The 25,111-nt window shown below is 62.7% G+C and carries 26 protein-coding genes; 6 read left to right on the plus strand and 20 right to left on the minus strand.

Going from position 1 to position 25,111, the window contains the following annotated elements:
- The first annotated feature begins 56 nt into the window (after window positions 1–56).
- Window positions 57–746 (plus strand): DUF2306 domain-containing protein, encoded by a 690-nt coding sequence (locus KUL25_RS05055; protein ID WP_257891940.1) that lies wholly within the window; start codon window positions 57–59, stop codon window positions 744–746.
- Window positions 747–749: 3 nt separating this feature from the next.
- Here the strand turns inward: KUL25_RS05055 and KUL25_RS05060 are convergent, their stop codons facing one another.
- The 3 genes from KUL25_RS05060 to KUL25_RS05070 are packed head-to-tail and all read right to left on the minus strand — an operon-like array spanning window position 750 to window position 4,050.
- Window positions 750–1,964 carry a multidrug effflux MFS transporter gene (locus KUL25_RS05060; RefSeq protein ID WP_257891941.1) on the minus strand — a complete coding sequence of 405 codons (1,215 nt, stop codon included), beginning with the start codon at window positions 1,962–1,964 and terminating at the stop codon, window positions 750–752.
- Window positions 1,961–2,620: a DsbA family oxidoreductase gene (locus KUL25_RS05065; protein WP_257891942.1), complete on the minus strand. Its 660-nt coding sequence runs from the start codon at window positions 2,618–2,620 to the stop codon at window positions 1,961–1,963. The genes KUL25_RS05060 and KUL25_RS05065 overlap by 4 nt, the downstream gene beginning before the upstream one ends.
- Complete coding sequence (locus KUL25_RS05070) at window positions 2,617–4,050, minus strand: class I adenylate-forming enzyme family protein (protein ID WP_257891943.1); 1,434 nt, start codon at window positions 4,048–4,050, stop codon at window positions 2,617–2,619. The genes KUL25_RS05065 and KUL25_RS05070 overlap by 4 nt, the downstream gene beginning before the upstream one ends.
- A 66-nt stretch (window positions 4,051–4,116) precedes the next feature.
- Between KUL25_RS05070 and KUL25_RS05075 the strand changes: the two genes are divergently transcribed.
- On the plus strand, window positions 4,117–4,755 hold the full coding sequence (locus KUL25_RS05075) for a helix-turn-helix domain-containing protein (protein ID WP_257891944.1): 639 nt from the start codon (window positions 4,117–4,119) through the stop codon (window positions 4,753–4,755).
- A gap of 99 nt (window positions 4,756–4,854) precedes the next feature.
- Here KUL25_RS05075 and KUL25_RS05080 read toward each other — a convergent pair whose 3' ends face one another.
- The 3 genes from KUL25_RS05080 to KUL25_RS05090 form a co-directional block, all read right to left on the minus strand.
- A complete protein-coding gene (locus tag KUL25_RS05080; protein ID WP_257891945.1) occupies window positions 4,855–5,889 on the minus strand; it encodes a patatin-like phospholipase family protein in 1,035 nt (344 codons plus the stop codon).
- Window positions 5,876–6,223, minus strand: a complete 348-nt coding sequence (locus KUL25_RS05085) for a pentapeptide repeat-containing protein (protein WP_257891946.1) — start codon at window positions 6,221–6,223, stop codon at window positions 5,876–5,878. Before KUL25_RS05085 ends, KUL25_RS05080 begins: the two co-directional genes overlap by 14 nt.
- A 123-nt stretch (window positions 6,224–6,346) precedes the next feature.
- Window positions 6,347–7,132, minus strand: coding sequence for a 3-hydroxybutyrate dehydrogenase (locus KUL25_RS05090; RefSeq protein ID WP_257891947.1), 786 nt, complete (start codon window positions 7,130–7,132; stop codon window positions 6,347–6,349).
- A gap of 370 nt (window positions 7,133–7,502) precedes the next feature.
- Between KUL25_RS05090 and KUL25_RS05095 the strand changes: the two genes are divergently transcribed.
- Complete coding sequence (locus KUL25_RS05095; protein WP_427854397.1) at window positions 7,503–9,311, plus strand: extracellular solute-binding protein; 1,809 nt, start codon at window positions 7,503–7,505, stop codon at window positions 9,309–9,311.
- A gap of 125 nt (window positions 9,312–9,436) precedes the next feature.
- On the opposite strand, the gene KUL25_RS05100 is transcribed toward KUL25_RS05095, so the two are convergent.
- The 3 genes from KUL25_RS05100 to KUL25_RS05110 form a co-directional block, all read right to left on the minus strand.
- Window positions 9,437–10,141 (minus strand): DUF502 domain-containing protein, encoded by a 705-nt coding sequence (locus KUL25_RS05100; protein ID WP_257891949.1) that lies wholly within the window; start codon window positions 10,139–10,141, stop codon window positions 9,437–9,439.
- A gap of 75 nt (window positions 10,142–10,216) precedes the next feature.
- Entirely contained in the window at window positions 10,217–11,125 is a 909-nt protein-coding gene (locus KUL25_RS05105; RefSeq protein ID WP_257891950.1) for a pseudouridine-5'-phosphate glycosidase, read from the minus strand.
- Window positions 11,122–12,012 (minus strand): PfkB family carbohydrate kinase, encoded by an 891-nt coding sequence (locus KUL25_RS05110; RefSeq protein ID WP_257891951.1) that lies wholly within the window; start codon window positions 12,010–12,012, stop codon window positions 11,122–11,124. The genes KUL25_RS05105 and KUL25_RS05110 overlap by 4 nt, the downstream gene beginning before the upstream one ends.
- A gap of 246 nt (window positions 12,013–12,258) precedes the next feature.
- Here KUL25_RS05110 and rpsB point away from each other — a divergent pair, with 246 nt between their 5' ends.
- Window positions 12,259–13,077, plus strand: a complete 819-nt coding sequence (rpsB, locus tag KUL25_RS05115) for a 30S ribosomal protein S2 (protein WP_257891952.1) — start codon at window positions 12,259–12,261, stop codon at window positions 13,075–13,077.
- A gap of 78 nt (window positions 13,078–13,155) precedes the next feature.
- Window positions 13,156–14,034, plus strand: a complete 879-nt coding sequence (gene tsf / locus KUL25_RS05120; protein WP_257891953.1) for a translation elongation factor Ts — start codon at window positions 13,156–13,158, stop codon at window positions 14,032–14,034.
- A 6-nt stretch (window positions 14,035–14,040) separates the two neighbouring features.
- Here tsf and KUL25_RS05125 read toward each other — a convergent pair whose 3' ends face one another.
- From KUL25_RS05125 to KUL25_RS05175, 11 genes are all read right to left on the minus strand, one after another.
- Window positions 14,041–14,244: a hypothetical protein gene (locus tag KUL25_RS05125; protein WP_257891954.1), complete on the minus strand. Its 204-nt coding sequence runs from the start codon at window positions 14,242–14,244 to the stop codon at window positions 14,041–14,043.
- Window positions 14,245–14,662: 418 nt separating this feature from the next.
- Complete coding sequence (locus tag KUL25_RS05130) at window positions 14,663–15,115, minus strand: deoxycytidylate deaminase (RefSeq protein WP_257891955.1); 453 nt, start codon at window positions 15,113–15,115, stop codon at window positions 14,663–14,665.
- A gap of 4 nt (window positions 15,116–15,119) precedes the next feature.
- Complete coding sequence (locus KUL25_RS05135) at window positions 15,120–16,556, minus strand: aldehyde dehydrogenase family protein (RefSeq protein WP_257891956.1); 1,437 nt, start codon at window positions 16,554–16,556, stop codon at window positions 15,120–15,122.
- Window positions 16,553–17,440: a dihydrodipicolinate synthase family protein gene (locus KUL25_RS05140; RefSeq protein WP_257891957.1), complete on the minus strand. Its 888-nt coding sequence runs from the start codon at window positions 17,438–17,440 to the stop codon at window positions 16,553–16,555. Before KUL25_RS05140 ends, KUL25_RS05135 begins: the two co-directional genes overlap by 4 nt.
- On the minus strand, window positions 17,440–17,790 hold the full coding sequence (locus KUL25_RS05145; protein WP_257891958.1) for a ferredoxin family protein: 351 nt from the start codon (window positions 17,788–17,790) through the stop codon (window positions 17,440–17,442). Before KUL25_RS05145 ends, KUL25_RS05140 begins: the two co-directional genes overlap by 1 nt.
- Window positions 17,791–17,793: 3 nt before the next feature.
- The gene (locus KUL25_RS05150; protein WP_257891959.1) at window positions 17,794–18,567 is read right to left on the minus strand and encodes an enoyl-CoA hydratase-related protein; all 774 of its coding nucleotides are present in this window, start codon (window positions 18,565–18,567) and stop codon (window positions 17,794–17,796) included.
- Entirely contained in the window at window positions 18,564–19,730 is a 1,167-nt protein-coding gene (locus tag KUL25_RS05155; RefSeq protein ID WP_257891960.1) for a CaiB/BaiF CoA transferase family protein, read from the minus strand. The genes KUL25_RS05150 and KUL25_RS05155 overlap by 4 nt, the downstream gene beginning before the upstream one ends.
- Window positions 19,731–19,745: 15 nt before the next feature.
- Window positions 19,746–21,113, minus strand: coding sequence for an FAD-dependent oxidoreductase (locus tag KUL25_RS05160; RefSeq protein WP_257891961.1), 1,368 nt, complete (start codon window positions 21,111–21,113; stop codon window positions 19,746–19,748).
- A 29-nt stretch (window positions 21,114–21,142) separates the two neighbouring features.
- A complete protein-coding gene (locus KUL25_RS05165) occupies window positions 21,143–21,946 on the minus strand; it encodes an ABC transporter permease (protein WP_257891962.1) in 804 nt (267 codons plus the stop codon).
- The gene (locus tag KUL25_RS05170; RefSeq protein ID WP_257891963.1) at window positions 21,946–22,701 is read right to left on the minus strand and encodes an ABC transporter ATP-binding protein; all 756 of its coding nucleotides are present in this window, start codon (window positions 22,699–22,701) and stop codon (window positions 21,946–21,948) included. Before KUL25_RS05170 ends, KUL25_RS05165 begins: the two co-directional genes overlap by 1 nt.
- 43 nt (window positions 22,702–22,744) lie before the next feature.
- Entirely contained in the window at window positions 22,745–23,779 is a 1,035-nt protein-coding gene (locus KUL25_RS05175) for an ABC transporter substrate-binding protein (protein WP_257891964.1), read from the minus strand.
- Window positions 23,780–23,928: 149 nt separating this feature from the next.
- Here KUL25_RS05175 and KUL25_RS05180 point away from each other — a divergent pair, with 149 nt between their 5' ends.
- On the plus strand, window positions 23,929–24,834 hold the full coding sequence (locus tag KUL25_RS05180; RefSeq protein WP_257891965.1) for a LysR family transcriptional regulator: 906 nt from the start codon (window positions 23,929–23,931) through the stop codon (window positions 24,832–24,834).
- The last annotated feature ends 277 nt before the right edge of the window (window positions 24,835–25,111 follow it).

The following is a 25,111-nucleotide window of genomic DNA, read 5'->3' on the forward strand; positions in this document are numbered from 1 at the left end:
CCCGCCGGATTCAAGGCCCCAGAACGATGTCAGACACCCCAAGATCGCGCCGTACCATGCCCCGCTGGGGCTGGTACGCTTTCCTTTTCTTCTCGGCGCTGTCCGCGCTTTCGGCGTTCAAATTCGTCCCGCCGGGACTGATATACGGTGTCTTCGCCCATTGGGGGGAGGGGTTTGCGGCGACCTGGACCAGCTTTGTGGTGGAGGGGATCTCTCGGGGCGCGGACCACGTGGAATACCACATTGAGAATGTCGGCTCCATTCTTGCGGTCCACATGATCACGGGCGGGCTGGCCGTGATCCTTGTGCCGCTGCAAGTCAGCCGCATGTGGCGGCGGGGCGACCGGCGCAAGCATGTGTACCTGGGGTGGGCGCTGGTGCCGATCGTCACCATTGCGGCGCTGACGACGCCCCCGATCAGCTTCAACATGACCCTGCCGTTCTGGTCCGAATTGGGCTTTGCGCTTGGCTCGGTGGCGTGGTTCGGGGCGCTGGTGATGGGGATCTGGGCGATCAAGACAAAGCAGATTGTGCGCCACCAACGCTGGATGGTGATGATGACGGCGCTTAGCTTCGGCGCTGTATCCTTCCGCATCCAACTGCCGATCCTGCGGATATTCTGGGATATGGACGTGGTGTTTCCCTACCTCGGCTGGACCTGCTGGGTGCCAAACGTGCTGGTGGTGGCCTGGTGGTGGCACCGACAGTCAAAGGCGCAAGTCCCCCATGCGCAACCGGCGCAATAGCGGTTACACCTTCTCGCGCGGCATCCGCAGCATGACGGCGCCGCCAATCGCGCACAGGATCCCGGCCGCAAGGGCAAGGGGCAGGGGCGTGCCGTTGTAAAGCTGGCCCACCAGCGCGCCCAACAGGGCCCCCCCGATGGTCGACAAGGCCCCCATCAGCGATGCGGCAAGCCCCGCCACATGGCCCAATGGCTCCAAGGCAAGGGCATTCAGATTGCCGATGGTGAAGCCCATGGTCGCAAAGACCGTCACGCTCCAGGCGAAGTAGAACCAAACCTCGGTCGTCGGGGCAAACCCCAGGCCCAGGATGACGATGAACACCCCCGCAAGGCCGGTCTGCATGAACAGCGCGCGCCGCACCAGCGGCCGCATGCCCAACTGAACCACAAGACGCCCGTTCAATGGCGCCGCAGGGGCAGAAAGCACGGCAATACACCCGAACAGGACCGGGAAGATGGCGGCTTTGTCATAGGTCAGATCGAAGATCTGCTGGATCGACGAAAGGGATCCGAACAGCATCCCGTAAATCAGCGTCTGAACGCCGATGGAGAACTGCATCTGCGTGTTGCTCATCACTTCCCTGGTGCTTTGCCAAAGCTGCCGCGCGTTGAGAGGGCGGCGCGCGGGCGGTGGCAACGTCTCGGGTTGGCGAACACTGAGCCATGTCACCGAAACGATGATGAAGAGCACAAGCGCCAGAAAAATCGCGCGCCAATCGAACAGCGCGATGATGCCAGCGCCCAACAGGGGCGCGACAGCGGGAAACAGGGTGAAGACCAGCATCGCGAATGACATGATCTTGGCCATCTCGCGGCCCGAATAAAGGTCGCGCACCAAGGCCATGGCGACAACCCGGGGCCCCGCCGCGCCAATGCCCTGAAGGACACGGGCGGCAATCAGAACCTCCATCGATTGCGCGGCCCAGGCCAGCCCCGCACCGATGATGTAGAGGGCTGAAAACACCACGATCACCGGCTTGCGGCCAAAGGCATCCGACAAGGGCCCGGTGATCAAGGTGCCCGCACCCATGCCAAGCACGAAGCTGGTCAGGACCAACTGCGCAAGGGTCAGGTTATCGGGCGTCAACTCGGCCGCGATGTCGGGCAACGCGGGCAGCATGGCATCGATGGACATCGCGATGGTGGCAAAGAGCACGCCGATCAGAGCAATGAATTCAACTTGTGACAGGCGCGCGGTGGGGGCGGGTGTATCTGTCACTCGGGGGTTGCTTCCTGCGCTTTGGCGAGCTGTTCGTTCAGGTCGTCGATGATGGCGATCCATTGCTCGGGCGGTTGCGCGCCGGGGACGGCATGCTGATTGGCCACGATGAAGGTCGGCACGGCCTGGACACCGCGTTCGCGCGCATGGGTGTCACGGGCCGCGATATCATCGGCATCCGCGCCGCTTTCGTAGAGCTTGGCGATCATCGCGCGGTCCAGCCCGACGCTTTCGGCAATATCCAGAAGCGTCTCGCGGTCGCCGATATCGCGCCCGTCGGTGAAATACGCCCGGAAAAGCGCCAGAACCGTCGGCGTTTGCCGCCCCTCGATCCCCGCCCAGTGGATCAGCCGGTGCGCGTCGCGTGTGTTGGGCGTGCGCTTGATCCCCTCTAGGTTCATCTTCAGGCCCGCTTCGGCGGCCTTCTCGACCACCGGCGCATAGGCGCGGACGGCCGCCTCCTTGCCGCCGAACTTGCCCTCCAGATAGGCGCGGCGGTCCATGCCCTCCGCCGGCATGTCGGGGTTCAACTGGAACGGGTGCCATTGAATCGTGAACGGATGATTGGGCCGCGCCTCCATCGCGCGGGCGAGGTTGGACCAGCCGATATAGCACCAGGGGCAAATCGGGTCCGAGAGGATATCAAGTGTGATCATGTCATGTCCTTCACAGCCGCCATCAGGGCACGGCGGTTCAGTTTGCCGTTGGCCCCACGCGGCAGGCTATCGAGGCGCAGGTAGGCGCGGGGATGCTTGTGGCTTGCAAGGAGGGTGCTGGCGTGGTGCGTGAGGTCTTTTTCGCGCGCGGTGCCGCAATAGGCAAGGGCGAGAATGGTCGTCTCGGGGCCGGGGTGCAACGTCAGGGCGGCGCAGTCGGTGACGCCGTCCAGCCCGTGGAAGACCTGTTCGATCTCCAGCGGCGCGATGCGGAAACCGCCCGCCGTGAGGATATCATCGGCGCGACCGTGATAGGTGAAGGCGCCGTCCGCGCGTTGCGCGACACGGTCCGAGGTCTGGAACCAGCCGTCGGTCAGTGGCAGGTCAATTGATCTACCATTGATATACCCCAGCATCAGTCCCGGGTCCGATCCGTGGATGGCAAGGCAGCCGTCGGTGATCCGGATCTTGCGCCCGACTTGCGCGAATCCGATCGTGCCCGCGGGCGCGGGCCGCGAAGGTGAGCCCGACAGAAAGGTCGAGATTTCGGACATGCCCAGTGCCTCGTGAATGTCGGTGCCGGTGGCCTCTTGCCACCGGCTGCGCAGGCTTGGCGGCAGGGCTTCGCCCGCGCTGAGGGCGTGGCGCAGCTTCGGCAGCGGGGGCAGTGGCGCGTGCAACAGCTTGCGGAAAATGCCGGGGCTGCCCGCAAGGATGGTGGCGTCGTGGCGTTTTGCCAACAGGGGAAGGCTGGCGGGATCGGTGCCGGGGGCTGGCACAAGGGCGGTTGCGCCCATCGCCCAAGGATCCAGCAGCCCGGTGCCAAGCGTATAGGTCCAGTTGAACGCGCCGGTGTGCATCAGGCGATCGTCGTCGCGCAGCCCATACCAGCCCTGCCACATCATCCGCCGCGCCCAGACCGCACGGTGGGCGTGGGCCACGGGTTTGGGCTGCCCGGAAGAGCCGGAGGTGAAGACGATATAGGCCAGATCATCGGCGGCGCTGTCGTGGGCAGGATGGGGCGGCCCGTTCAACGCCGCCATCGGCAGGACCGGGTAGGGGCCGTCGGGCAGGGCGATGCCCTTTTCCGCGAGGATGGCGGTGGGCGGCAAGGCGTCGGCGATCCGGGTGATCTCAGGCGCGGTGAAGGCGGCAGAGGTGGGGATCGGCACGATACCCGCGCGGATCGCACCAAGGTAGGCGATGGGGAATTGGGCGGAATTGCCCATCCGCAACAGCAGCTTATCGCCCGTTGTTAAACCAGCCGCGACAAGCCCCCCGGCCGCGCAGGCCACGGCATCTTCCAGTCGCGCGTAGGACCACCGCTCGGACCGCGCGGGGCCGAGGATCGCGAGGGCGATCTTGTCGGGCGTCTTCCGGGCGTTTGCCAAGACATAGGACGCAAGGTTGAAGCGGTCGGGGCATTGCATGGCAAGGGCGTATGAGACAGCGGCGGAGGTTGCAAGCGGGGGCACCTGTGCGGTATCGCACCATCCATGAGCCATGCCCCCTCCGATACGCCCGGTGAACCCAGCCTGATCCGCCTCGCCCGGGCCTCTGGCGATGACAGGGCCCCCGTGCCCGTGGATCTTGCTGCGCGCGTGCGCGAATTGCGCAAGGCGCGGTCCTGGACGTTGGAGCAGGCCGCCGGTCGGGCGGGACTTGCGCGGTCGACCTTGTCGAAGATCGAGAACGGGCAGATGTCACCGACATACGACGCCCTAAAGAAGTTGGCCGGGGGCCTTGGGATCAGCGTGCCGCAGTTGTTCACGCCGTCGGTGGCGCCTCAGGGCGGTGGGCGAATGATCACCACCAAGCGCGGGGAAGGCGCGGCCCATGCCACGACAACCTATGAGCACGAGTTGCTGGCCGACCAACTGGTGCAGAAGTCGATGCTGCCCTACCGCGCGCGAATTCGGGCGCGCCGGTTTGAGGAGTTCGACGGTTGGGTCCGCCATGAGGGCGAAGAGTTCCTCTATGTCCTGACCGGCGCTGTGAGGCTGTTCACAGAGTTCTACCAGCCCGTCGACATGCTGCGGGGCGACAGTGCCTATTACGACGCGGCCATGGGGCACAACGTGGTGTCGACCTCGGACGACGACGCCACGATTTTGTGGGTCACGTCACTGGCGTGACGGGTGGGGCCGCCTATGGCGGTTTTTCCATGAAGTGTGCCGCCTTCGGTGTCGAAGCGGGGCGCTCGGCCGTGGTGCAAAGGGGTAGATGCTGGCGCGCTACTCGAACATGGTGCGCAAATCGACGGTCGAGGCCTCTCCGATCTTATCTATTCCGTCGCGCAGGAAAGCTTCGGCAGCCGCTTTACCAGCATCCCGCAACAGGTGCATGACCTGCGGTGTCGCGATGGTTTTCGTGGCGACCGACAGTTGCCCCATAAGGTCATCGTCGGCGATCATGTGGATCAGAACGTGCTTCATCGCATCCCCGGAAAGCGCGCCCGTGGTCAGCAGGCGCTGGACGAAGGCGATGGCACGCAGCTCTCGAAAAAGCGACGAGTTGAAGCTGATCTCGTTGATCCGGTTCTGGATCGCGCGGGCGGTCGTCGGGACCTCGTCACGGGTGAGGGGGTTGATGTTCACGATCACGATGTCGCGCGGCAGATCCGGCGTGAACAGCGGAAAAAGCGCCGGGTTGCCGGTATAGCCGCCGTCCCAGTAGGCCTCAGACTTGCCGGTGACGGGATCGTCGATCTCGACCGCGCGGAACATCGTAGGCAGGCAGGCGGACGCCATGATCGCCTTGGGTGAGATATCTTCGCCCGAGAAGACGCGGATCTTTCCGGATCGCACATTGGTGGCGCAGATGAAGAAGTCGGGCCCGGTTTGGCCGCAGATATCCTCGTAGTGGAATTTGCTGACGATCGGCTCCAGCGGGTTGGCGTAAAGCGGCCCGGACGCATAGGGGCTGACCATGCGGGAATAGGCATCGCCTGCGAGAAAGGGGAGTGAGGTTTCCAAGGCCGCGCTGAGGACCTGCGGCGAGACCAGGCCAAGCCACGGCGCAAAGGCGGGGTCGGTGATGGCGCCGACCTTTTCCCAGACACTTTCAAGCGTTTCGAGCGCCAAGGCGCGCGAGCCCTGGCTAAGGCCGGATTTCACCGCCGCGCCGTTCAGCGCGCCCGCCGAGGTGCCGGACATGGCGGCGATCTCGATGCCGGGCTCTGCCAGGATCACCTCCAGCACGCCCCAGGTAAAGGCACCGTGGGCACCGCCGCCCTGAAGGGCCAGATTGATGGACTTAGGCGTTGCCATGGGTCTTGTTCCAATGGTCCAGAAGGTCGGTCACCTTGATCCCCTCAATCGTCATATCGGTATAGTTTGCGTCAGCGACGGACATGCCCGTGAGATTGGCGAACTGGATCGACGCGCCCGACATATTCACGTCACGAAAGGTGGCGTCTGATAGGTTGACGTTGTTGAAGCGCATAGCCGTTTCGTTCACGTCATCGACCAACGCGTTCATCAGATGCGTGTCGCGAAACTCGGCATCGCTGAGGCTGACGGCGGTGAAGGTGGAGCCGCAGAGATACATCATGGAAATGTTCAGCTTGTCGCGGCCTGCTTCAGGGGGCTTTTTGTCTGACATGTCGTGGCTTTCCTGTGTCGTGTGGGGGGCAAGTAGGCGCCTGTAATGTCTGGGGATCTGGGTCGGCGGGTCTTGCCAGGGCAGAACCGCCTTTTCCCACCTATTGTGATGCGCCTTGGCGCATCACAGGGCCGTCCAGCCACCATCCACGCTGATCGTGGTGCCGGTGATCTGGTCGGCCGCGGCCGAGCACAGGAACGCGACCGTTCCGCCCAATTGTTCCGTCGTGGCGAACTCCTTGGAGGGCTGGCGTTCCAGAATGACCTTCTGTTTCACCTCTTCCTCGGTCATGTCGTACTTCTTGGCGGTATCGGGGATCTGGCTTTCGACCAGTGGCGTCAGCACGTAGCCGGGGCAGACGGCATTGGCGGTGATCGGCTCTTTCGCCGTTTCCAGTGCGACCACCTTGGTCATGCCCACGAGGCCGTGCTTTGCCGAGACATAGGCCGATTTGTAGGGCGAGGCCGTCAGGCCATGGGCGGAGGCGATGTTGATGACCCGGCCCCAGCCTGCCTTGCGCATCATCGGCAGGGCGACGGCGGTGGTATGAAAGGCCGCGCTGAGCATGATGGCGATGATCGCGTCCCACTTGGCGACGGGAAATTCGTCGAGGGGGGCGACATGCTGGATGCCTGCGTTGTTGACCAGGATATCGCAGACGCCGGCCTTCTCGATCAGGGCGCGGGCCTGGTCGCCGTTGGACAGGTCGGCCTGGATGTAGCGGGCGCTTACGCCATGCTTTGCGGCGATTTCTTCGGCCAGGGCGTGATCCTCAGGCGTATCGGTGTAGGAGTTCAACACCACATCGGCGCCCGCGCGCGCCAATTCGTGGGCGATTCCCAACCCGATGCCCGAGTTGGATCCGGTGATCACGGCGGTCTTGCCGGACAGGTCTGTGATGATGGCCATGGGAGTGCTCCTGATTGATCGTTTGGGTCAGGCTAATGCTGCAGGTGCGAAAAGAACAGGGGCCGCCGATGCGCCAACTGGACAAGGCTTTTGCAAAAGCCTTGCAAATCTCTTGCAAGAGATTTGGCGCGGGGCCCTTGTGGCGCACGCAAGTCCAGGGAGATGCCCGGTGGCGGGACAAAAAAAACCCTGGCACAAGGCCAGGGCTAAGTCATTGAGGCAGGTTTCATACAGGCAAGAAACCTATCGAGCAGTGACACCTTTATAAGCAATGACTTGGCCGGAGTCCAACTGAAAAGTTTGCGCCCCCGCGCGGCGCCCGATAGCCTTGGACCATAACGAAAATCGAGCCGCAGGAGGATGTTCGCAGATGCCGACGAATTGTTTCAAGAAAAGCACCTTATCCATTGTGCTTTGCCTCGGACTTAGCACCCCAGGCCTGACTGACCCACAACATGGTGTGGCCATGTATGGTGAACCTGCGCTGGGGCCGGACTTCACGCATCTGCCCTATGCCAACCCGGATGCGCCCACAGGCGGGCGGATCGTGACCGGAGAAGTAGGCTCATTCGACAGTCTGAACCCGCACATCCGCCAGGGCTCCACCCCATGGCAGCTTAGATTCCTGACCTACGAATCGCTTTTGGGCCGGTCCTGGGACGAACCGTTCACGCTTTACGGGTTGTTGGCCGAATCGATCGACATCGCCGATGACAACCTCAGCGTCGAATTCGTGCTCCGCGAAGAGGCGCGATTCTCTGACGGCAGCCCGGTGACGGTCGAGGATGTGATCTGGTCGTTCGAGACGCTCGGCACCGAAGGGCACCCGCGTTACTTGGGGGCCTGGAGCCGGGTCGAAGGCATCGAGGCCACCGGAGAGCGGTCCGTTCGGATCACCCTGGCCGAAGCGGATCGCGAGTTGGCGATGATCATGGGCCTGCGCCCGATCCTGCAAGCCGCGCAATGGCAAGAAACCACGTTTCTTGAGAGCGGCCTTGACGTGATCCCGATCGCGACCGCGCCCTATACGGTCACCGATTTCGAGGCCGGACGTTTCGTGCAACTGAGCCGCAACCCCGACTATTGGGGCGCGGACCTGCCGTTCCGGCGCGGCACCAACGTCATCGACGAGATCCGCATGGAGTTTTTCGCCGACGGCACCGCCATGCGCGAGGCTTTCACCAGCGGCATCGTGACCACGCAGCGCGAAACCTCGGCGACGTCCTGGGCCAATGACTATGACTTCCCGCGCGTTCAGTCCGGTGAGGTCGAACTGGTCGAGGTGCGCCATCAGCGTCCCTCGGGCATGACCGGTTACGTGATGAACACGCGCAGGCCGCTGTTCTCGGACTGGCGGGTGCGGGAGGCGATGATCCAAGCCTATAATTTCGAGTTCATCAATGCCACGGTGAACGGCGGTGTGGATCCGCGGATCACGTCTCCGTTCTCCAATTCGCCCTTGTCGATGAGCCCCGGCGCGGCCGAGGGCCGTGTGTTGGAGCTGCTGGAGCCCTTCGCGGAGGATCTGCTGCCCGGTGCGATCGAAGGCTATGCGCTGCCCGTGTCGGACGGGTCCGAGCGGAACCGGAATGGCATCCGAACGGCCATCGCCCTGATGGAAGAGGCAGGCTACACGATCGAGGAGGGGGTCATGACCGGCCCGAACGGACCGGTGACCTTCGAGATCCTGTTGCAGACCGGAAGCTCGGAAAATGATGCGATCACAAACATCTACACCGAGGCGCTGGAGCGGCTGGGGATCGACGTGGGAGTGACGCGGGTCGATAGCGCGCAGTTCCGCGAGCGGCGCGATGTCTATGATTTCGACATGATCTACTACCGCTGGGGCCTGTCCCTGAGCCCGGGCAACGAGCAGCGAAGCTATTGGGGTTGCGAGGCGGCGGAAATCGACGGGGGGCGCAACCTGCACGGCGGTTGCAATCCGGCGATCGAGGCGATGATCGACGAGATGCTGAGCGCGTCGAGCCAGGACAACTACCGCGCGGCGGTCCACGCGCTGGACCGGATCCTGATCTCGGATCGCTATGTCGTGCCGTTCCACCACAATCCGATCAGCCGGATCGCCTATAATTCCGAGCTGAACTTCCCCGATACGATCCCGATCTACGGCGATTGGATCGGCTGGCAGCCCGATGTCTGGTGGGTTGAGCCTGAATGACACGAGCTTGAATGGCACGAGCCTGAACAGAACGGGGCGCGCCATGATAGGCGGGCCCTCCGGGGGGAGTTTTTCTGGCAAGATGAAAAAGGGGCGCGGTCCGGTCAGGGTCGCGCCCTTTGCGTTCAGGACGTGGCGTCTTGGGGCTTTGGCGGCTGGGTCGGGTCTTTTCCGTTGGGATAGACGAGCCCGGCCGAGATGATCAGTTTGGCGGCATCCTCGACCGACATATCCAGCACGATCGTGTCCTTGACCGGCACGAACAGCAGGAAGCCGGAGGTGGGGTTGGGCGTCGTTGGCAGGAAGACCGAGACCATGGCCTCGGGCGCGCGGACGGCAATTTCGCCCTTGGCGGATGTGGAGATGAAGGCAATCGCCCAGATCCCCTTGCGCGGGTATTCCACAAGGCAGGCCTTGTCGAAGTTCTGCTGACCTTGTTGCAGGATCGTCTCGGCGATCTGTTTCAGGCCGGAATACAGAGAGCGGATCAGCGGGATCGACAGCACGAGGCTTTCCGCCCACCGGATCATCGAGCGCCCGATCAGGCCCTTGGCGATCCAGCCCACGATCATGGTGAAGATCAGGAACGTTACAACGCCGATGCCACGGATGTTGATCTGGATCCCGGTCCATTCGTTGATCAGCATTGACGGATTATAGGCATCGGGAATGAACGGCAGCACCCAGCTGTCGATCCAACCCGTCAGTGTCCAGATCAGCCAGATCGTGATGCCGATGGGGGCAATCACGATCAGTCCGGTCAGGAAATTCGACCGGAGCGACGCGAAAATACCGCGACGGGGGGGCGGAGGGGCAGGGGGCAGTTGCATCGGGGCAAGGGTTCTCGTGCGAAGCGTCACGCGATATCTAAGCGCCGTTGTCGCGTCACACAAGCACGGGCGCGATCAGCGCTGCATTTCGCGGGCCACCAAGGCGCCAAGGCGCGCATTATTGCGGACAAGTGCTATGTTTGACGTCAAGGTGGCACCCTTCGTCAGCTCGAACAGGCGATTGAGCAGGAAGGGCGTCACGGCCTTGCCCGCGATGCCCTTGGAATCGGCCTCGGATTGCGCCTGCGCGATGATCGGCGTCAGAGTATGTGACGCGATTTCAGCGTCTTGCGGGATCGGGTTGGTCACGAGTTGCCCACCGGGCAGGCCAAGGCGCATCCGCATCAGATGCGCAGCCGCGATCTGTTCGGGCGTATCCATGCGCAGGGGCGCAGGCAGGCCGCTGTCGCGGCTCCAGAAGGCGGGGAAGGCATCCTGGCCATAGGCGATGACGGGAACGCCAAGGGTTTCAAGCACTTCCAGTGTCTTGGGCAGGTCGAGGATGGCCTTGGGCCCGGCCGCAATGACCGTGACGGGCGTATGGGCCAGTTCGCGCAGGTCGGCCGAGATATCGAACGTCTCTTCCGCGCCCTTGTGGACGCCGCCGATCCCACCGGTGGCGAAAACGTGGATGTCGGCAAGCGCGGCGCAGATCATCGTGGCGGCCACCGTGGTGGCGCCAAGACCGCCGGAGGCCAGACAGGCCGCCAGATCTGCGCGCGAGAGCTTCGCCACCCCTTCTGCTTGCGAGAGGATTTCAAGGTCGGTGTCCGTGAGGCCGATCTGGATGCGCCCTTCCATCACGGCGATGGTCGCAGGCACGGCGCCCGCGTCGCGCACGTCCTGTTCCACGGTGCGGGCGGTATCGAGGTTCTGCGGATAGGGCATGCCGTGGGTGATGATCGTGGACTCGAGCGCCACGATTGGTGTGCCGTTGGCACGGGCCTTGATCACTTCGGGGGAAAAGGTGAGGGGAAGGGTCATGGCGTGTCTCCCGAGACATAGGTGGCGGCGGCCTGAACGGCGGCGTTCAGCGCGATTTCACGCGGGTTTCCAGCCGTTTCCGAGGCGATATGGGCCGCCATGAAGGTGTCGCCCGCGCCGGTGATCCGGCGCGCCTCGACGGCGGGCGGGACGGCTGAAAGGGTGCTCTGGGGCGTGGCGTCTACGGCCATTTGCGCGCCTTCCGTGACCAACACACGCCGCGCGCCCGCCGCCAGCACTGCGGCAGCGGCAGCGGCGGCGTTGGCGGGATGCGTGTCGGTCAGAAGACCGGCCTCTTCGCGGTTCACGTAGAAGGTGGCGCGCGGGTGCGATAGCAGCGGGCGCAGGCGCATGGCCTTACCCGGAGAGGCCGGGGCGACGCGCAGATCAGCTTTTGAAAACAGGGGGCTGGAAGCGATTTCTTGCAGCAGGCTTTCCGTCAGATTGCCATCCAGGGCGACAGGGCCGGCCCATGGCGCGGCGTCGGACCCCAGCCGACCATCGGCCAGGGGCAAGAGGATCCGCGCGCCGGCATCCTCCAGCGATTGGGCATGGGCGATGGCCGCAATCAGCGCGCCTTGTGCCTCGATCGCCATATAACGGTCCGTGGGCAAGCGCGCGTCCACCAGCATATGCGCCACGTCGAGGCCCATCTCAGCGCAGGCCGCGCGCAATTGATGGCCCTCGGCATCCTCTCCGACCACCGACAGCAACGAGGGGCGCAGCCCGAACCGCTTCAGGGTCATCGCAATGTTCAAGGCCACACCGCCCGGCACGCGGGTGATTTTGCCCGGCCGATCGTTGCCAAGAACCATCGCGGCGTCACACCGTCCGATGATATCCCACAGCACCGCGCCGATGCACAATATGTCCGGGTCTTGTCCCATGCCCCGTCTTGCCCGCCCTCGGGGCCCATCGCAAGCGCTCCGTCCTTCATCTTGCAAATTACAACTCATTCGAAACGCACGCCCCTTGCCGTGTGTCGATCCCCTCTTGCACCGCGCCGTCAAACCCCCTAAGGCACGCTCACTTCTCAGGCGAAGGCGGGCTTCCGGGGCAAATTCTCCGGGTCAGTCCACCGGTTGGAGCAATCCTATCCTTCGCCCTACGCGCAAACCGGAAAGGAAATTGGCATGGCGCTTCCTGATTTCACCATGCGTCAGCTTCTTGAAGCTGGCGTTCACTTTGGCCACCAGACGCAACGCTGGAACCCTCGCATGGGCGAGTTCATCTACGGCGACCGCAATGGCATCCACATCCTCGATCTGACCCAAACGCACCCGATGCTGGAGCAAGCGCTTCAGGTTGTGCGCGAAACCGTCGCCAAGGGCGGCCGGATCCTGTTCGTGGGCACCAAACGCCAGGCGCAAAAGCCGGTCGCCGATGCGGCCGAGCGTTGCGCCCAGTATTACATGAACCACCGTTGGTTGGGCGGCACGCTGACCAACTGGAAGACCGTCTCCAACTCCATCTCTCGCCTGAAAGAGATCGACGAAAAGCAGGCCGACGGCTCGCTGGAAGGTCTGACCAAGAAAGAGCGTCTGGGCATGGAGCGTGACCAGATCAAATTGCAAGCCTCCTTGGGTGGCATCCGCGAAATGGGTGGCCTTCCTGACCTGATCTTCGTGATCGACGTCAACAAGGAAGACCTGGCGATTGCCGAAGCCAAGAAGCTGGGTATTCCGGTTGTGGCCGTGGTCGACACCAACTGCTCGCCCGATGGCGTGGATTACATTATCCCCGGCAACGATGACGCGGCCCGTGCGATCGCGCTGTACTGCGACCTGATCTCCCGCGCGGCGCTGGACGGCATGTCCACGCAGCTGGAAACCGCCGGTGTTGACCTGGGTGCGCTTGAAGAGGGCTCCGTCGAGGAAGCCATCGCGGAAGAAGCACCCGCAGAGGCAGCCGCGGAAGCCCCTGCTGAAGAAGCGCCCGCCGCCGAGGCCTAAGCCCGGCCAAACGGCACTGTTTCAAGGGCCCGGCACCGCCGGGCCCAACCTACCCCCCCATTTCAGGAGACCCATGACATGGCAATCACGGCAAGCATGGTAAAAGAACTGCGCGAAACGTCCGGCGCAGGCATGATGGACGCCAAGAAGGCACTGACGGAAACTGACGGTGACATGGAAGCGGCAATCGACTGGCTGCGCACCAAAGGCCTGGCGAAAGCCGCCAAGAAATCCGGGCGCACCGCCGCCGAAGGCCTTGTGGCCGTTTCCGTTGACGGTGGCACGGGCGTCGCGGTCGAAGTGAACTCCGAGACCGATTTCGTCGGCAAGAACGCCGAGTTCCAGGAAATGGTCGCAAGCTTCGCGACGGCCGCCCTTCAGGTGGCCGACACGGACGCGCTGCAGAAGTTCGAGATTGGCGGCAAGCCCGTTTCGGAAATCCTGACCGACAAGATCGCGACCATCGGTGAAAACATGGGCCTGCGCCGCATGGCCAAGCTGGAAGGCGACACGGTTGTGTCTTACGTCCACAACGCCGTTGCTGACGGCATGGGCAAGATCGGCGTTCTGGTCGCCACCAAGGGCGGCGATGAAGCTTTCGCCAAGCAGGTCGCCATGCATGTCGCCGCCGTGAACCCGGCGTCGCTGTCCGAGGTCGATCTGGACCCGGATGTGGTCGAGAAGGAAAAGCAGGTCCAAATGGACATCGCGCGCGAAAGCGGTAAGCCAGAGCAGGTCATCGAAAAGATGATCGTGGGCCGGATGAAGAAGTACATGGCCGAGGTCACGCTTCTGAATCAAGCCTTCGTGGTGAACCCCGACCTCACCGTCGGCGACGCCGCCAAGGAAGCCGGCGCCGAGATCACCGGGTTTGTCCGGTTGGAAGTTGGCGAAGGAATCGAGAAGAAGGTCGAGAACTTCGCCGAAGAAGTCGCCAAGACCGCCGGCAAGGGCTGAACGGCCTTACGCCTTGAGCATTTCGAAGGGGCAGGGGAGAGATCCTCTGCCCTTTTTTTTGTCGTGCATCAAATGGCGGGGTCGAGCCCATAGCGACGGGTTCTGCATGATGCACGAATGGTCGCGACGTGCCGAAAGCCCATCAATAGCGGCGGCGATCAGGGGCTGACGGGCCGCCAAAAGGGGTGCGCTCGCCTCGATCAACGACATGCGCCGCGTCGAGCGATACGGCAGCGATGCGCCAAGGTCTTTCTCCAGCTTTGAGATGTGGTGGCTGATCACGGACCGAGCGATGAAAATCCCGCCAATTGCGGAAACATGGCAAGAGAATTGATTTCGAGGCGGGGAACGAAAAGGGGCACGGAAATCGCCCGATTGCGGACACGTATTTCGCAACGGGTGCGTAATAGGAGTCGGTGGCGGAGAGATACTCCGCAGGTGACGCCCTACGAATTTCTTGGGATGCTGGGAATGCGTTGAGACTCTGCACAATTTGTTGTTGGTTGTGCAGCAAAAACGGCTTGGTGCGTTGGCACGACCTGCCCCTGTCGCGCCGTCTTGCATCACATCATCGGATAAGGGCTTTGGCTAGCGTAACGACGGGAGCAACTTTCTTGTAGGCCTTGCGTCAGGGATGATTGAGGGCGATCCCGGCTTCGGTCAGCATCTGCTTCGCGACCTGAAAGCTGTAGTCCAACGCCCCATCCGCTTCGGGGATCGGCGGGCAGACGACCCTGACAATCCCGCATTGGATGATCGCCCGGGCGCAATCAGCGCAGGGAAAGCGATTGACGTAGACTGTGCAACCCTGAAGCGACACGCCCATGCGCGCGGCATTGTAGATCGCGTTGCGTTCGGCATGTTCGCCCCAGAAAAACTTCTCGCCGCTGGCGCGGTCGAAGCGTGCCTCATCGGCGTCCGAGACGCCGCGCGGCAGGCCGTTATAGCCCGTCGCGCGCACTTCGTGTCCGTCTGATCCGACAATGACGCAACCCACATGCCGGTCCCGATCTTCCGACCAGCTGGCGACATGGTCGCACATCCCCATGAACCGGGCCGTCCAGGTTGCGTCATCGGCCATGGCGTTACCCCGCGAACACGTAGGAGGTCTTGACCACGGTGTAGAACTCGGCCGCGAAGCTGCCCTGTTCACGCGGCCCAAAGCTGGATCCTTTCCGGCCCCCGAATGGCACATGGTAATCGACACCTGCCGTCGGCAGGTTTACCATCAGCATGCCCGCCTGCGCGCGCCGGCGATACTCGCGGGCGGATTTCAGGCTGCTGGTGCAGATGCCCGACGACAGGCCGAATTCTGTATCGTTGGCCACCGCGATGGCTTCTTCGAGGTCGCCCACCTTGATAACGGAGGCTGTGGGGCCAAAAATCTCTTCGCGGTTGATGCGCATGTCGTTGGTCGTGCCGAGGAACAGGGCAGGGGCCTGGAAGAAGCCGGGTGTCGCAAGGTTGAGCCGCTGGCCACCGATCACCTCAGCCGCCTCCTGATGCGCGAGATCGACGTATTTCAGGTTTGACGCGAGTTGTTTCTCGTCAACCACCGGCCCGATCTGAGTGGCCGCGTCCAGCGGATCGCCGACCTTCAAGGCGGACATTGCGGCGCTCAACTTCTCGACGAACGCATCGTGGATACCGGCCTGCACGATCAGGCGCGACGACGCCGTGCAGCGTTGCCCGGTGGAGAAGAACGCCCCGTTCAGGCAGGCGTTGACGGCCACATCCATATCCGCGTCATCCATGACGACCATCGGGTTCTTGCCGCCCATCTCCAGCTGGAGCTTCTTGCGCAGGCGTCCGCAGGTTTCAGCCATTCGGTTACCGACATCGACCGATCCGGTGAAGGAAATCGCGGCCACGTCGGGATGATTGACAAGGGCCTCGCCCACCACCGATCCGCGTCCGTAAACAAGGTTGAAGACGCCCGGCGGGCAGCCATTCTCGTGCAGCAGGCGCGCGATGATCTGCGCGCAGGCGGGTGTCAGATCGGCGGGTTTCATCACCACGCAGTTGCCAAACGCCAGCGCCGGAGCGGTCTTCCAGGCTGGAATCGCAATCGGGAAGTTCCAGGGCGTGATCAGGCCGACGACGCCGACGGGCTCACGGGTGATCTCGATATCGATATCGGGCCGGACAGAGGGGTGCAGTTGCCCGCCCAGGCGCAATGCCTCACCGGCGAAGAACTTGAACACCTGCGCCGCGCGGCCGACCTCACCGATGGCCTCGGCCAGGGTCTTGCCCTCTTCGCGGGCCAGGATGCGCCCATATTCCTGCGCACCATCCGCCAGAGCCGCGCCAACGGCGGCCAGCAAGTCATGGCGCACCTGCGGCGTCGAGGCCGCCCATCCAGGGGCAGCGCGCTTGGCTGCGGCCACGGCCTGATCGACGGCACTTGCATCGCCATAGGAGAATTCACCGATCACCTCGTCGGTGTTCGCGGGGTTGATATCGGGTTGGAAGTTGCCGAAATCGGCCCAGGTTCCGTCGATGAGAGACATATGCTTGGTCATGTAGGTTCCGTTTGTTGTTGGGCCTGAAGGGCCGTTTCAAGATCGTGCGCCGCCGTATCGGACAGCGGCAGGAAGGGGGGCAGCGTAGTGCGCCAGCGGGTGTCGCCGGTGCGTGCGGCCACCATGGCCTTGATGTTGGGGATCAAGGCCGGACCGGCCATCGCGCCGCGCTGGCGGGCAATCTCGTCGGCGACCCCGTCCGTTGCGGCACCCTGCGCGTTCCAGACCTGCACGCAGAGCGGGGCCGTGATGTTGACTGTCGCTGAAATGCAGCCCGCGAAGCCGTCTTTTCGCGCGTGGGGCAAAACCGTCTCGGAGCTTGGAAATACTCGCAACGCGGGGTTCTCGGCGACAAGGGCGCGGGCGTAGTCCAGATCGCCGGAGCTGTCCTTGATGCCGGTGAACCGGGATGGCGCGCGGCGCGCCAGTTCCGCGATGACCGCAATCGGAATTGCAAGCCCGGTCATCTGCGGGAAATTATAGAAGAATACCTGGATCTTGCGGGGCCCGAGCGCCTCGTGGAGGGCCATGTACCAAGCGATCAGCCCGGCCTCACTGGCCGGCTTGTAATAGTAGGGCGGCAGCACCAGTGCGACGCCATATCCCAGATCATCCGCCGCTTTGGTCAGGGCAATCGTCTCGGCCAGGGACGGCGTGCCGGTGCCCACCATCAACCGATCCACCGGGCAGACCTCGACTGCCCACCCCATCACCTCGCGCCGGGTTGCTGCATCGAAAGAATTCGCTTCACCGGTCGAGCCAAGGATGTTCAGCCCATGACAGCCATTGGCCAAGGCCCATTGGCAATGCTCCACAAACAAGTCTCGTAAAGGCGCACCCGTGCCATCCACCGGCGTTGGCACAGCCGCAATAATCCCGTCCATCAGCTTGGTTCCTTTTCTTTTTCCGTCTCGGCAGAGAGGTCCGCCAATTGTGGCGGGTCGCTCAATGGCACCATGCCCTTGGCCCATCCGCCGGGCTCGTCCAGCGTGCCATCGGCCAAGCGGAACACGGCGTCGTTGAGCGTGGCGAAGGCTTCTTCGCCCTCTGGCACCTCATCGTCATAGCGGATCGCGTCCACCGGGCAGATGCTTTCGCACATGCCGCATTCGATGCATTCCGTCGGGTGGATGTAGAACATCCGCTCACCCTCGTAGATGCAATCGACGGGGCACGAGGTCGTGCAGATCCCGTCCTTCACGTCGACGCAAGCACTGAGGATCACAAGCGCCATGGTCTACCGCCCGCGCCAGACCGGCGCGCGTTTTTCGCGGAAGGCAAGAACACCTTCGTCCGCGTCGTCTGATCTCAGGGCAAGCGCCAGCTCCGGCGCGCCCGTTTCATAAGCCTCATGCACCGACAACGACGCCGTCTGCCGGGCCACTGCCTTGATCGCGCGCAGGCTCAGGGGCGCGGCGGACAGGATGTCTGTCACCCAAGTGTTCACCTCGTCATCCAGATCTGCAAACGGCACAACCGCGTTCACCAAACCATACCGCGCCATCTCGGACGCGGGCACCATGCGGCCCGTCATCATCATGCCCACCGCGATGTTGCGGGGGATCAGGCGCGGCAGCAGCAGCATGCCACCGTCCAGCGGCACCCGGCCCACCTTCGCCTCGGGCAGGGCGAACCGAGCCGTGTCGGCGGCAATCACGATGTCGCACCCCAGCACCATCTCTAGCCCGCCGCCAAGCGCCAGCCCGTTGACCCGCGCGATCACCGGCGTCGACATGTGCCGCAGCGAGATGCCGCGATAGCCGTTCCTGCTCAGGCCCTTCCAGTAGTCCACGCCGGACATGCCCGTGTCGTCCTTCAGGTCCGCACCGGCGGAAAACGCCCGATCCCCCGCACCGGTCAGCACGGCGCAACGGATATCTGGATTGCTCTCTACCTCGTCCCAGATCTCGCCCAAACGCCGGTGGGTCGCCGTATCAATGGCATTCATCCGGTCCGGGCGGTCAATGGTGACCCGCGCAACATGATCCGCGACGTCGAAAAGTACGCTCATTCCGCCGCCTCGGTTCGCAGCAGTTCGGCCACCTCCTGCAACACTTCGTCCGTGTGCTCGCCCAGTTTCGGCGGCAGATGACGGACCGATAGCGGGGCCGCGCTCAGATGCACGGGCGATCCGACCAGCTTGACTTCACCCAGCACCGGGTGGTCGATTTCTACCAGCATATCGTTGACCTGTGTCTGCGGATCATCCAGCGCCTCGCCCAACGAGCGGACCGGCGCACAAAGCAGGTCCACTGCCTCCAGCCTTTCCAGCCAATGGGCCGAGGTATTGGTCGCGATCACGGTGCGGAACGTGTCCTGAAGGAACGGCTTGTTGGCGCGCTGATCGGGCAAGGTCGGATATGTCGGCGACAGGTCTTCGATTTCCAACGCGGTGCAGATGTCCTGCAAGGGGTTCGCCTTGAACGCGCCGACGATCACGATTGCGCCGTCTTGCGTGTCAAACACGCCGGTCAGGGGCATCGCGGCCCAGTTCAGGACTTCGCGATGCTTGGACCATTGCGCGGCCTCCTGCATCTGCATCGCGATCATGCTGTCGTAAAGCGAGACGCCGACTTTCTGACCCAACCCGGTTTTCTCGCGCATCAACAGCGCCGCCATGATGCCCTGGACCAGATGCATGCCGGCCGAGTAGTCGCACAGCGTTGTGGGATAGATCGATTTCGGGATCGAGGGATCTTGCGTCTTCTCCATCACACCCGTCATCGCCTGCGCCAGCACATCCTGCCCGCCCTTGTGGGCATAGGGTCCAACGGGCCCGAAGCCGGTGCCCGAGGCGCAGATGATCTGCGGGTTGACCTTGCTGAGTGCATCGTACCCGAAGCCCAGGCGATCCATCACACCCGCGCGGAAGTTGTCCACCACCACGTCGGCGGTGCGGATCAGGTCAAGGGCTGCCTGCCGCCCTTCGTCGGTCTTGGTGTCCAGCGTGACAGAGCGCTTGTTGCGGTTGAGAGAGGCGAAGACGGCATTGTTCATCGCCTCCTCGCCGCGTTCGCCATAGAACGAGCGGCTCAGATCACCTGCGCCGGGGCGTTCGACCTTGATGACGTCCGCGCCGAAATCTCCCAGCATCTGGGTACAGCATGGCCCCAACATGACCTGGGTGAAGTCGATGATTCTGATGCCGCTGAGCGGCATGATTGTGTCTGACATTGATTTTGCCTCTGGTTATTCTGCTGCGACCGGATCTTCGATCAGCGCGTTTGCGGATGGCTTGTCGCCGGGATCGGCCCCCTGGGCGCGCATCTGTTTCTGGATCGCCTTGTAATCGACGTCACGCAGCGCCTTGTTGCCGTCCAGCGCCAGGTGTGCGGCGATGCCTGCGGCCTCTCCCTGCGCCATGCAGGGCGGGATCTCGCGGCTCATCTTCTGGGCGTCGCTGTCGACGGAATAGTGCCGCCCGGCGACGATAAGGTTGTCGATGCCCTTGGGCAGAAGCGCGCGGTAGGGCGTGTAGTAGTCGCGGCCGCGGCAGACGGTATCTTCGAAATACCGCCGCGAGGTGACGTCTTTCTTGCTGACCACATATTCGCCCTGCAACAGACGGGTCTGACGCACGCCCATCTGCTCGGCACCCCCCAACATCTTGGCGTTCTCGAAGCCGGGGATATTGGCGCGCGCGAAATGCAGCAGGTTCATCATCCGCTCGCGGCCCTCGTATTCGGCGGCGACCATGTGATCGACGGACAGCCCGTCGTAGCCCGGCATATGGGGGCAGTTGCACCAGACGATGCCCGGCAACGGCGTCTTCAGCCACCACATGCCCCAGGCCCCGCCGATCACGCGACGCGCCTGCCGGTCGAGCTTCTTGTATGCCTCTGGCTCCGCGAACTCGAAGGCGATGGCCTTTTCAGTATCCACGTCGCACAGACGGAATACGGTGGTGACGATGTATTGCCCGTCGGTGTATTCTGCGCCCGCCGCCTTGCCGACATCCAGGTCACCGGTTGCATCCACGACATATTTCGCGCGGATCACCTGACGGCCTTCCTTGGTCTGGGCGATGACGCCGGTGATGCGCCCGCCTTCCATCAGCACATCCGAGAACCAGCTATGGGTGCGCAGGTTGACGCCGGATTCGCGCACCATGTCGAGGCTGACGCGCTTCCACGCGTCGGGATCGAACGCCACCGCATGGATGATCGGTTGCGGCATCATCGATTTGTGAAAATCGATGCAGCCCCAGCGCGACCATTTCTGCCACATCTCCCAGTTGGTCTGGCAATCGGAAGACGGCGGATAGACCGCGCCATTCTGCTTCTCCATGCGGTCCACGAATTCATCGACGATGCCGGTCGTGACCACCTCGTTGCCCTCGTTGACCATGTCGTCGAGCACCAGGACCATGCCGCCAGACGCCATGCCCCCAAGATGATGATAGCGTTCCAACAGCGTCACCGATGAGCCATTGCGCGCCGCAGAAACCGCAGCCGCGTGGCCTGCCGGTCCCGCCCCAACGACCACCACGTCGCAATCCGCAACCACTGGCAACTGGGCGCTTTCGACTTTCACGAAAGCTGTCTGACGATCTGTCATGTTGTTTTCTCCTTGAAGTCTGTCGGGTGCTACCAGCGCACCACAAGTTTTTCCGTGATCGTCACCGACGCAAACAGCAGCACCGACAGGCCCGAAGACATGAAGACGGTGGCGTAAAGCAGGGGGGAGCGATAGTTGAACGTGCTGTCGATGATGAGCGCCCCAAGGCCCTGATCCGCACCGATCCATTCGCTGACGATCGCGCCGATCACACAGGTTGTCGCGGCGATTTTCAGGGCCGAAAACAGGAAGGGCAGGGATGAGGGCAGGCGGATTTTCCAGAACACCTCGGCCTTGGAAGCCGACAGGATCCGCGCCAGTTCCAGCGCCTGCGGGCTGACCGATTGCAGCCCGCGCACCATGTTGACCAGTGTCGGAAAGAAGCAGATCAAGCCTGCAATCACCACTTTCGCGGTCATGCCGGGACCAAAGATCAGCACCAAGATCGGCGCGATGGCCAGGATCGGGATGGTATTGACGAACACCGCGATCGGGAAGAAGGCGCGCTCGGCCGCACGGCTATGCACAAAGGCCACGGCGATCAGGATGGCGGCTGTGTTCCCGGCGAAAAAACCAACAACGCTGACCATGAAGGTGGGCCAGAAGTTCCGCATCAGAAGCGGAAAATCGTCACGCAGCACCGCGCCCACGTCGGTCGGAGCCGGAGCGATATAGGTCGGGACCTCGAAGAAACGCACACCGAATTGCCAGATCAGCAGCAAGGCGATCGCCGTGCCTATGGGAACGGCGGCATTTTTCAGCCGCCGCATCAGCAGCGATGGCGCGCGGACCTCGGCTTCGGAGTCTTGGGATAGGTTCTCGACGACAGCCATCAGCAATCCTCCAGGGATTTGCGTAAATAGGACGAGTAGCGATTGAAATCCGGCGTCTCACGTAGTTCCACGTGGCGGGGCTCGGGCAGATCGATTTCGACGACCTCCTTCACCCGGCCCGGATGGGCGCGCAACATCAGGACCTTTTGACCCAGCAGCACCGCCTCCGGGATCGAATGGGTGACAAAAAGGCAGGTCACGCCGGTCTCTCGCCAGATCTCCAGCAATTGCATGTTGAGGTGGTCGCGGGTCATCTCATCCAGGGCGCCAAATGGCTCATCCATCAGCAAAAGCTTAGGTTGGCACACCAGGGCGCGCGCAATCGCAACACGTTGGCGCATGCCGCCCGACAACTCATGGGGCAGGGCATCCTCGCGCCCCTTCAGGCCGACCAGCTCCAGCAATTCCATCGGCGTCCGGTCGCCGCGCGGGATCTCGATGCCGCGTTTGCGTCCCATCTCCAACGGCAATTCCACGTTCTTCAGGGCAGAGCGCCAAGGCAGCAACGTGGCATCCTGAAAGACGAACGCAAACTCGCGGGCGAGGCGCGCCGCCTCTGTCGATTTTCCCAGGATTTCAACGCCGCCCGAGGCCGGTGGGACGAGGTCGGACACCAGGCGAAGCATGGTGGATTTTCCACAGCCCGACGGGCCGAGAATGGTCCAGAACTCCCCCGCGCCGATCTCAAGCGAGATGTCGGACAGTGCGGTGAATGAGCCGAACTTGACGCTCGCATTGGTCAGGGAAGCCGCCACAGGGCGACCTCCCGTCTGGATTTGCGACATCCCATCCATCGGCTTATCCGAAGGTCGGACGGGTGTCCGCCGTCGCTTCGAGGATATCCATCGTCATGATGTCCTCCAGCGCCGGCGCGCCGCTGGTGAATTGATCAAGCCGGTCGTAGATGTCGATCTGCGCCTGCCAGTTTTCGGCCGTCATCGTCCCCCAGCCGCGCTCGGCGGTCTGGTCGTTGAATGAATAGCCGAGGACCAGGGGGGCCGCCTCCATCTCGCTGTCACGATCAAGGTTCGGATAGGCCGCCACCAGTGCGTCCACGGCGGCTTCCGGATCCTCGTAGGCCGCGCCCCAACCGCGCGAGATGGCCCGGATTGCCGCCTGCAACTTGTCCGAATGCTCGGCCAGCATGTCGTCGGTGGTGTAGTAGGGGTTGGCGTAAAGCTGGATGCCAGCGTCCCACAGTGCCATGTCGACCCGTTGATCACCAAGGATCGACAGCGCGCTGACATTGGTGGTCCAACCGGTCGCGACCTGGGCCTGCCCGGTCATCAGCGCGCTCATGTCGCCGCCCATGACGATGACGTCGACGTCATCTTCCGAGATCCCGTTATGGGCCAGAAGCGCGCTCAACAGGATGCGCGCGGTGCCTTGGGTGGCCACGGTCTTGCCGATCAGATCCTGCGGCGTGCGCACCGGATTGTCGGCCAGCGAGAAATAGGTAAACGGGTGCTGCTGGTAGCCAGCGGCGATGCATTTGATCGGCAACCCTGCCGAACGCGCCAGCATCAGTGAGGGCGAGGACGAGATCGACCCGAGGTTGTTGGCCCCAGATGCGACTGCGGCAACGCCGTCCACGTTGGGACCGCCCGGCACGATTTCCAGCGCCAGCCCTTCTTCTTCGAAATAGCCCAGGTGATTGGCCATCACTTCGCCCATGATCCCGTTGGAGGCAAGCCAGCCCAACTGCATTCGGATCGTGTAGAGGTGGCCGTCGGCGCGTGCTGGCAGGACCGACATCATCGTGCCAGAGGCGGCAAGACTCGCGGCAGCGCCGGTGGTCTGCAGGAAAGAACGGCGGTCGAATGTATGAGACATTGTGATGGTACTCCAAGTTGCGATCGGTTTTTTGGTAACTCAACAAACGCTAGACGCATTGGGAGCGATGTATATAGGGTCAAAATGCGCGAATAGTGCTGCCTTTTTTGCAGCGCTTACCTGGTAGGACCTCCGGCAAAGGCTTTCCGATGCATGACAAGTTTTTGAATTACTTCGATGAAACGGTGCGGCAGGGGTCGATCCGCAAGGCAGCCGCGGTGCTGAACCTGTCGTCCTCATCGCTCAACCGGAAGATCATCAGCGTTGAAAACAAGCTTGGGATCAGGCTGTTCGATCGCCATGCGGACGGGGTGAGCGTCACCGAGGCCGGGGCCGTTGTGTTGGAGCATTGTCGAAACACGTTGTTCGACTACCAGCGCATTATCCACATGGTCGACGACATCCGCGATATGCGGACCGGCCACATCAATATCGCGACCCTCGATTCAATTGCGCTTAGCGTGTTGCCGGAAGTGCTGGATACCTTCAAGGACTCCTACCCGGAGGTGGGATATACGATCCAAACCGCCGAACCCCACAACATCATGCAGGCCGTGGCCGAGGATTCCGCCGATATCGGCCTGTCTTTCAGCAACGACCTGCATCCCGATGTCCGCTGTCAGGCCGAAAAATCCACCCCCATCGGTGCGATCATGGCCCATGACCATCCCCTTGCCGAACGCGATCTGCTCGAGGTCAGTGATCTTGCGCCCTACCATCTGATCCGGTCCTACGATTCACAGTCACATCGGTCATTTGTGAACGAGGCTCTGGCAAACCTCAGTGTCCAGCTCTCGACACAGATGTCGACAAATTCGCTGCCGCTGGCGAAGTCCATGATCCTGAAAGGGCACGGCATCGGGATCTACTCAAAGATCGGTTTCATCGACGAAATCGAGGACGGACGCCTACGCTATGTGGCTCTCAATTCGCCACGGCTGCGCGAACTGCGGATCGGCGTTCTGATTTCATCGCGGACCGGCCTGTTGCCAGTGCAGCACCTTCTGGCGCGATCCTTGTCAAAATCGCTCCGGTCGCTGAGGCTGGATAGCTGAAATCCAGTCACGGTGCACTTACGATCGGGTTGGGAGACTACGCCAATGATCCTGACGGGACCCCCGTCGACCGCGATGTGTCAAGTCGCAAAGATCCACGCCACAAGCCTTGGCTCAGGCGAACGACCCAGACCCAGCCGTGCATTCTTCCTTCCTTGTTGCAGAACGGCTTCCTGGAACGAGCTTGTTCATTGCTGCAAAAAAAACGAACGGGTGTTGAATGTCCGATCGGCCGTATGGCGGGAACTTTCCGAGTTACAGATCGAAGCTGCCCTCC

Origin of the sequence: Gymnodinialimonas phycosphaerae, from assembly GCF_019195455.1 — a bacterium.
GTDB classification, from domain to species: Bacteria; Pseudomonadota; Alphaproteobacteria; order Rhodobacterales; family Rhodobacteraceae; genus Gymnodinialimonas; species Gymnodinialimonas phycosphaerae.

Coding starts and splice junctions, on each gene's coding strand:
- KUL25_RS05055 (WP_257891940.1), top strand. CDS start 57: ATGCCCCGCTGGGGCTGGTACGCTTTCCTTTTCTTCTCGGCGCTGTCC.
- KUL25_RS05065 (WP_257891942.1), bottom strand. CDS start 2,620: ATGATCACACTTGATATCCTCTCGGACCCGATTTGCCCCTGGTGCTAT.
- KUL25_RS05070 (WP_257891943.1), bottom strand. CDS start 4,050: ATGCAATGCCCCGACCGCTTCAACCTTGCGTCCTATGTCTTGGCAAAC.
- KUL25_RS05075 (WP_257891944.1), top strand. CDS start 4,117: ATGAGCCATGCCCCCTCCGATACGCCCGGTGAACCCAGCCTGATCCGC.
- KUL25_RS05080 (WP_257891945.1), bottom strand. CDS start 5,889: ATGGCAACGCCTAAGTCCATCAATCTGGCCCTTCAGGGCGGCGGTGCC.
- KUL25_RS05085 (WP_257891946.1), bottom strand. CDS start 6,223: ATGTCAGACAAAAAGCCCCCTGAAGCAGGCCGCGACAAGCTGAACATT.
- KUL25_RS05090 (WP_257891947.1), bottom strand. CDS start 7,132: ATGGCCATCATCACAGACCTGTCCGGCAAGACCGCCGTGATCACCGGA.
- KUL25_RS05095 (WP_427854397.1), top strand. CDS start 7,503: ATGCCGACGAATTGTTTCAAGAAAAGCACCTTATCCATTGTGCTTTGC.
- KUL25_RS05100 (WP_257891949.1), bottom strand. CDS start 10,141: ATGCAACTGCCCCCTGCCCCTCCGCCCCCCCGTCGCGGTATTTTCGCG.
- KUL25_RS05105 (WP_257891950.1), bottom strand. CDS start 11,125: ATGACCCTTCCCCTCACCTTTTCCCCCGAAGTGATCAAGGCCCGTGCC.
- KUL25_RS05110 (WP_257891951.1), bottom strand. CDS start 12,012: ATGGGACAAGACCCGGACATATTGTGCATCGGCGCGGTGCTGTGGGAT.
- rpsB (WP_257891952.1), top strand. CDS start 12,259: ATGGCGCTTCCTGATTTCACCATGCGTCAGCTTCTTGAAGCTGGCGTT.
- tsf (WP_257891953.1), top strand. CDS start 13,156: ATGGCAATCACGGCAAGCATGGTAAAAGAACTGCGCGAAACGTCCGGC.
- KUL25_RS05125 (WP_257891954.1), bottom strand. CDS start 14,244: ATGTCGTTGATCGAGGCGAGCGCACCCCTTTTGGCGGCCCGTCAGCCC.
- KUL25_RS05130 (WP_257891955.1), bottom strand. CDS start 15,115: ATGGCCGATGACGCAACCTGGACGGCCCGGTTCATGGGGATGTGCGAC.
- KUL25_RS05135 (WP_257891956.1), bottom strand. CDS start 16,556: ATGACCAAGCATATGTCTCTCATCGACGGAACCTGGGCCGATTTCGGC.
- KUL25_RS05140 (WP_257891957.1), bottom strand. CDS start 17,440: ATGGACGGGATTATTGCGGCTGTGCCAACGCCGGTGGATGGCACGGGT.
- KUL25_RS05145 (WP_257891958.1), bottom strand. CDS start 17,790: ATGGCGCTTGTGATCCTCAGTGCTTGCGTCGACGTGAAGGACGGGATC.
- KUL25_RS05150 (WP_257891959.1), bottom strand. CDS start 18,567: ATGAGCGTACTTTTCGACGTCGCGGATCATGTTGCGCGGGTCACCATT.
- KUL25_RS05155 (WP_257891960.1), bottom strand. CDS start 19,730: ATGTCAGACACAATCATGCCGCTCAGCGGCATCAGAATCATCGACTTC.
- KUL25_RS05160 (WP_257891961.1), bottom strand. CDS start 21,113: ATGACAGATCGTCAGACAGCTTTCGTGAAAGTCGAAAGCGCCCAGTTG.
- KUL25_RS05165 (WP_257891962.1), bottom strand. CDS start 21,946: ATGGCTGTCGTCGAGAACCTATCCCAAGACTCCGAAGCCGAGGTCCGC.
- KUL25_RS05175 (WP_257891964.1), bottom strand. CDS start 23,779: ATGTCTCATACATTCGACCGCCGTTCTTTCCTGCAGACCACCGGCGCT.
- KUL25_RS05180 (WP_257891965.1), top strand. CDS start 23,929: ATGCATGACAAGTTTTTGAATTACTTCGATGAAACGGTGCGGCAGGGG.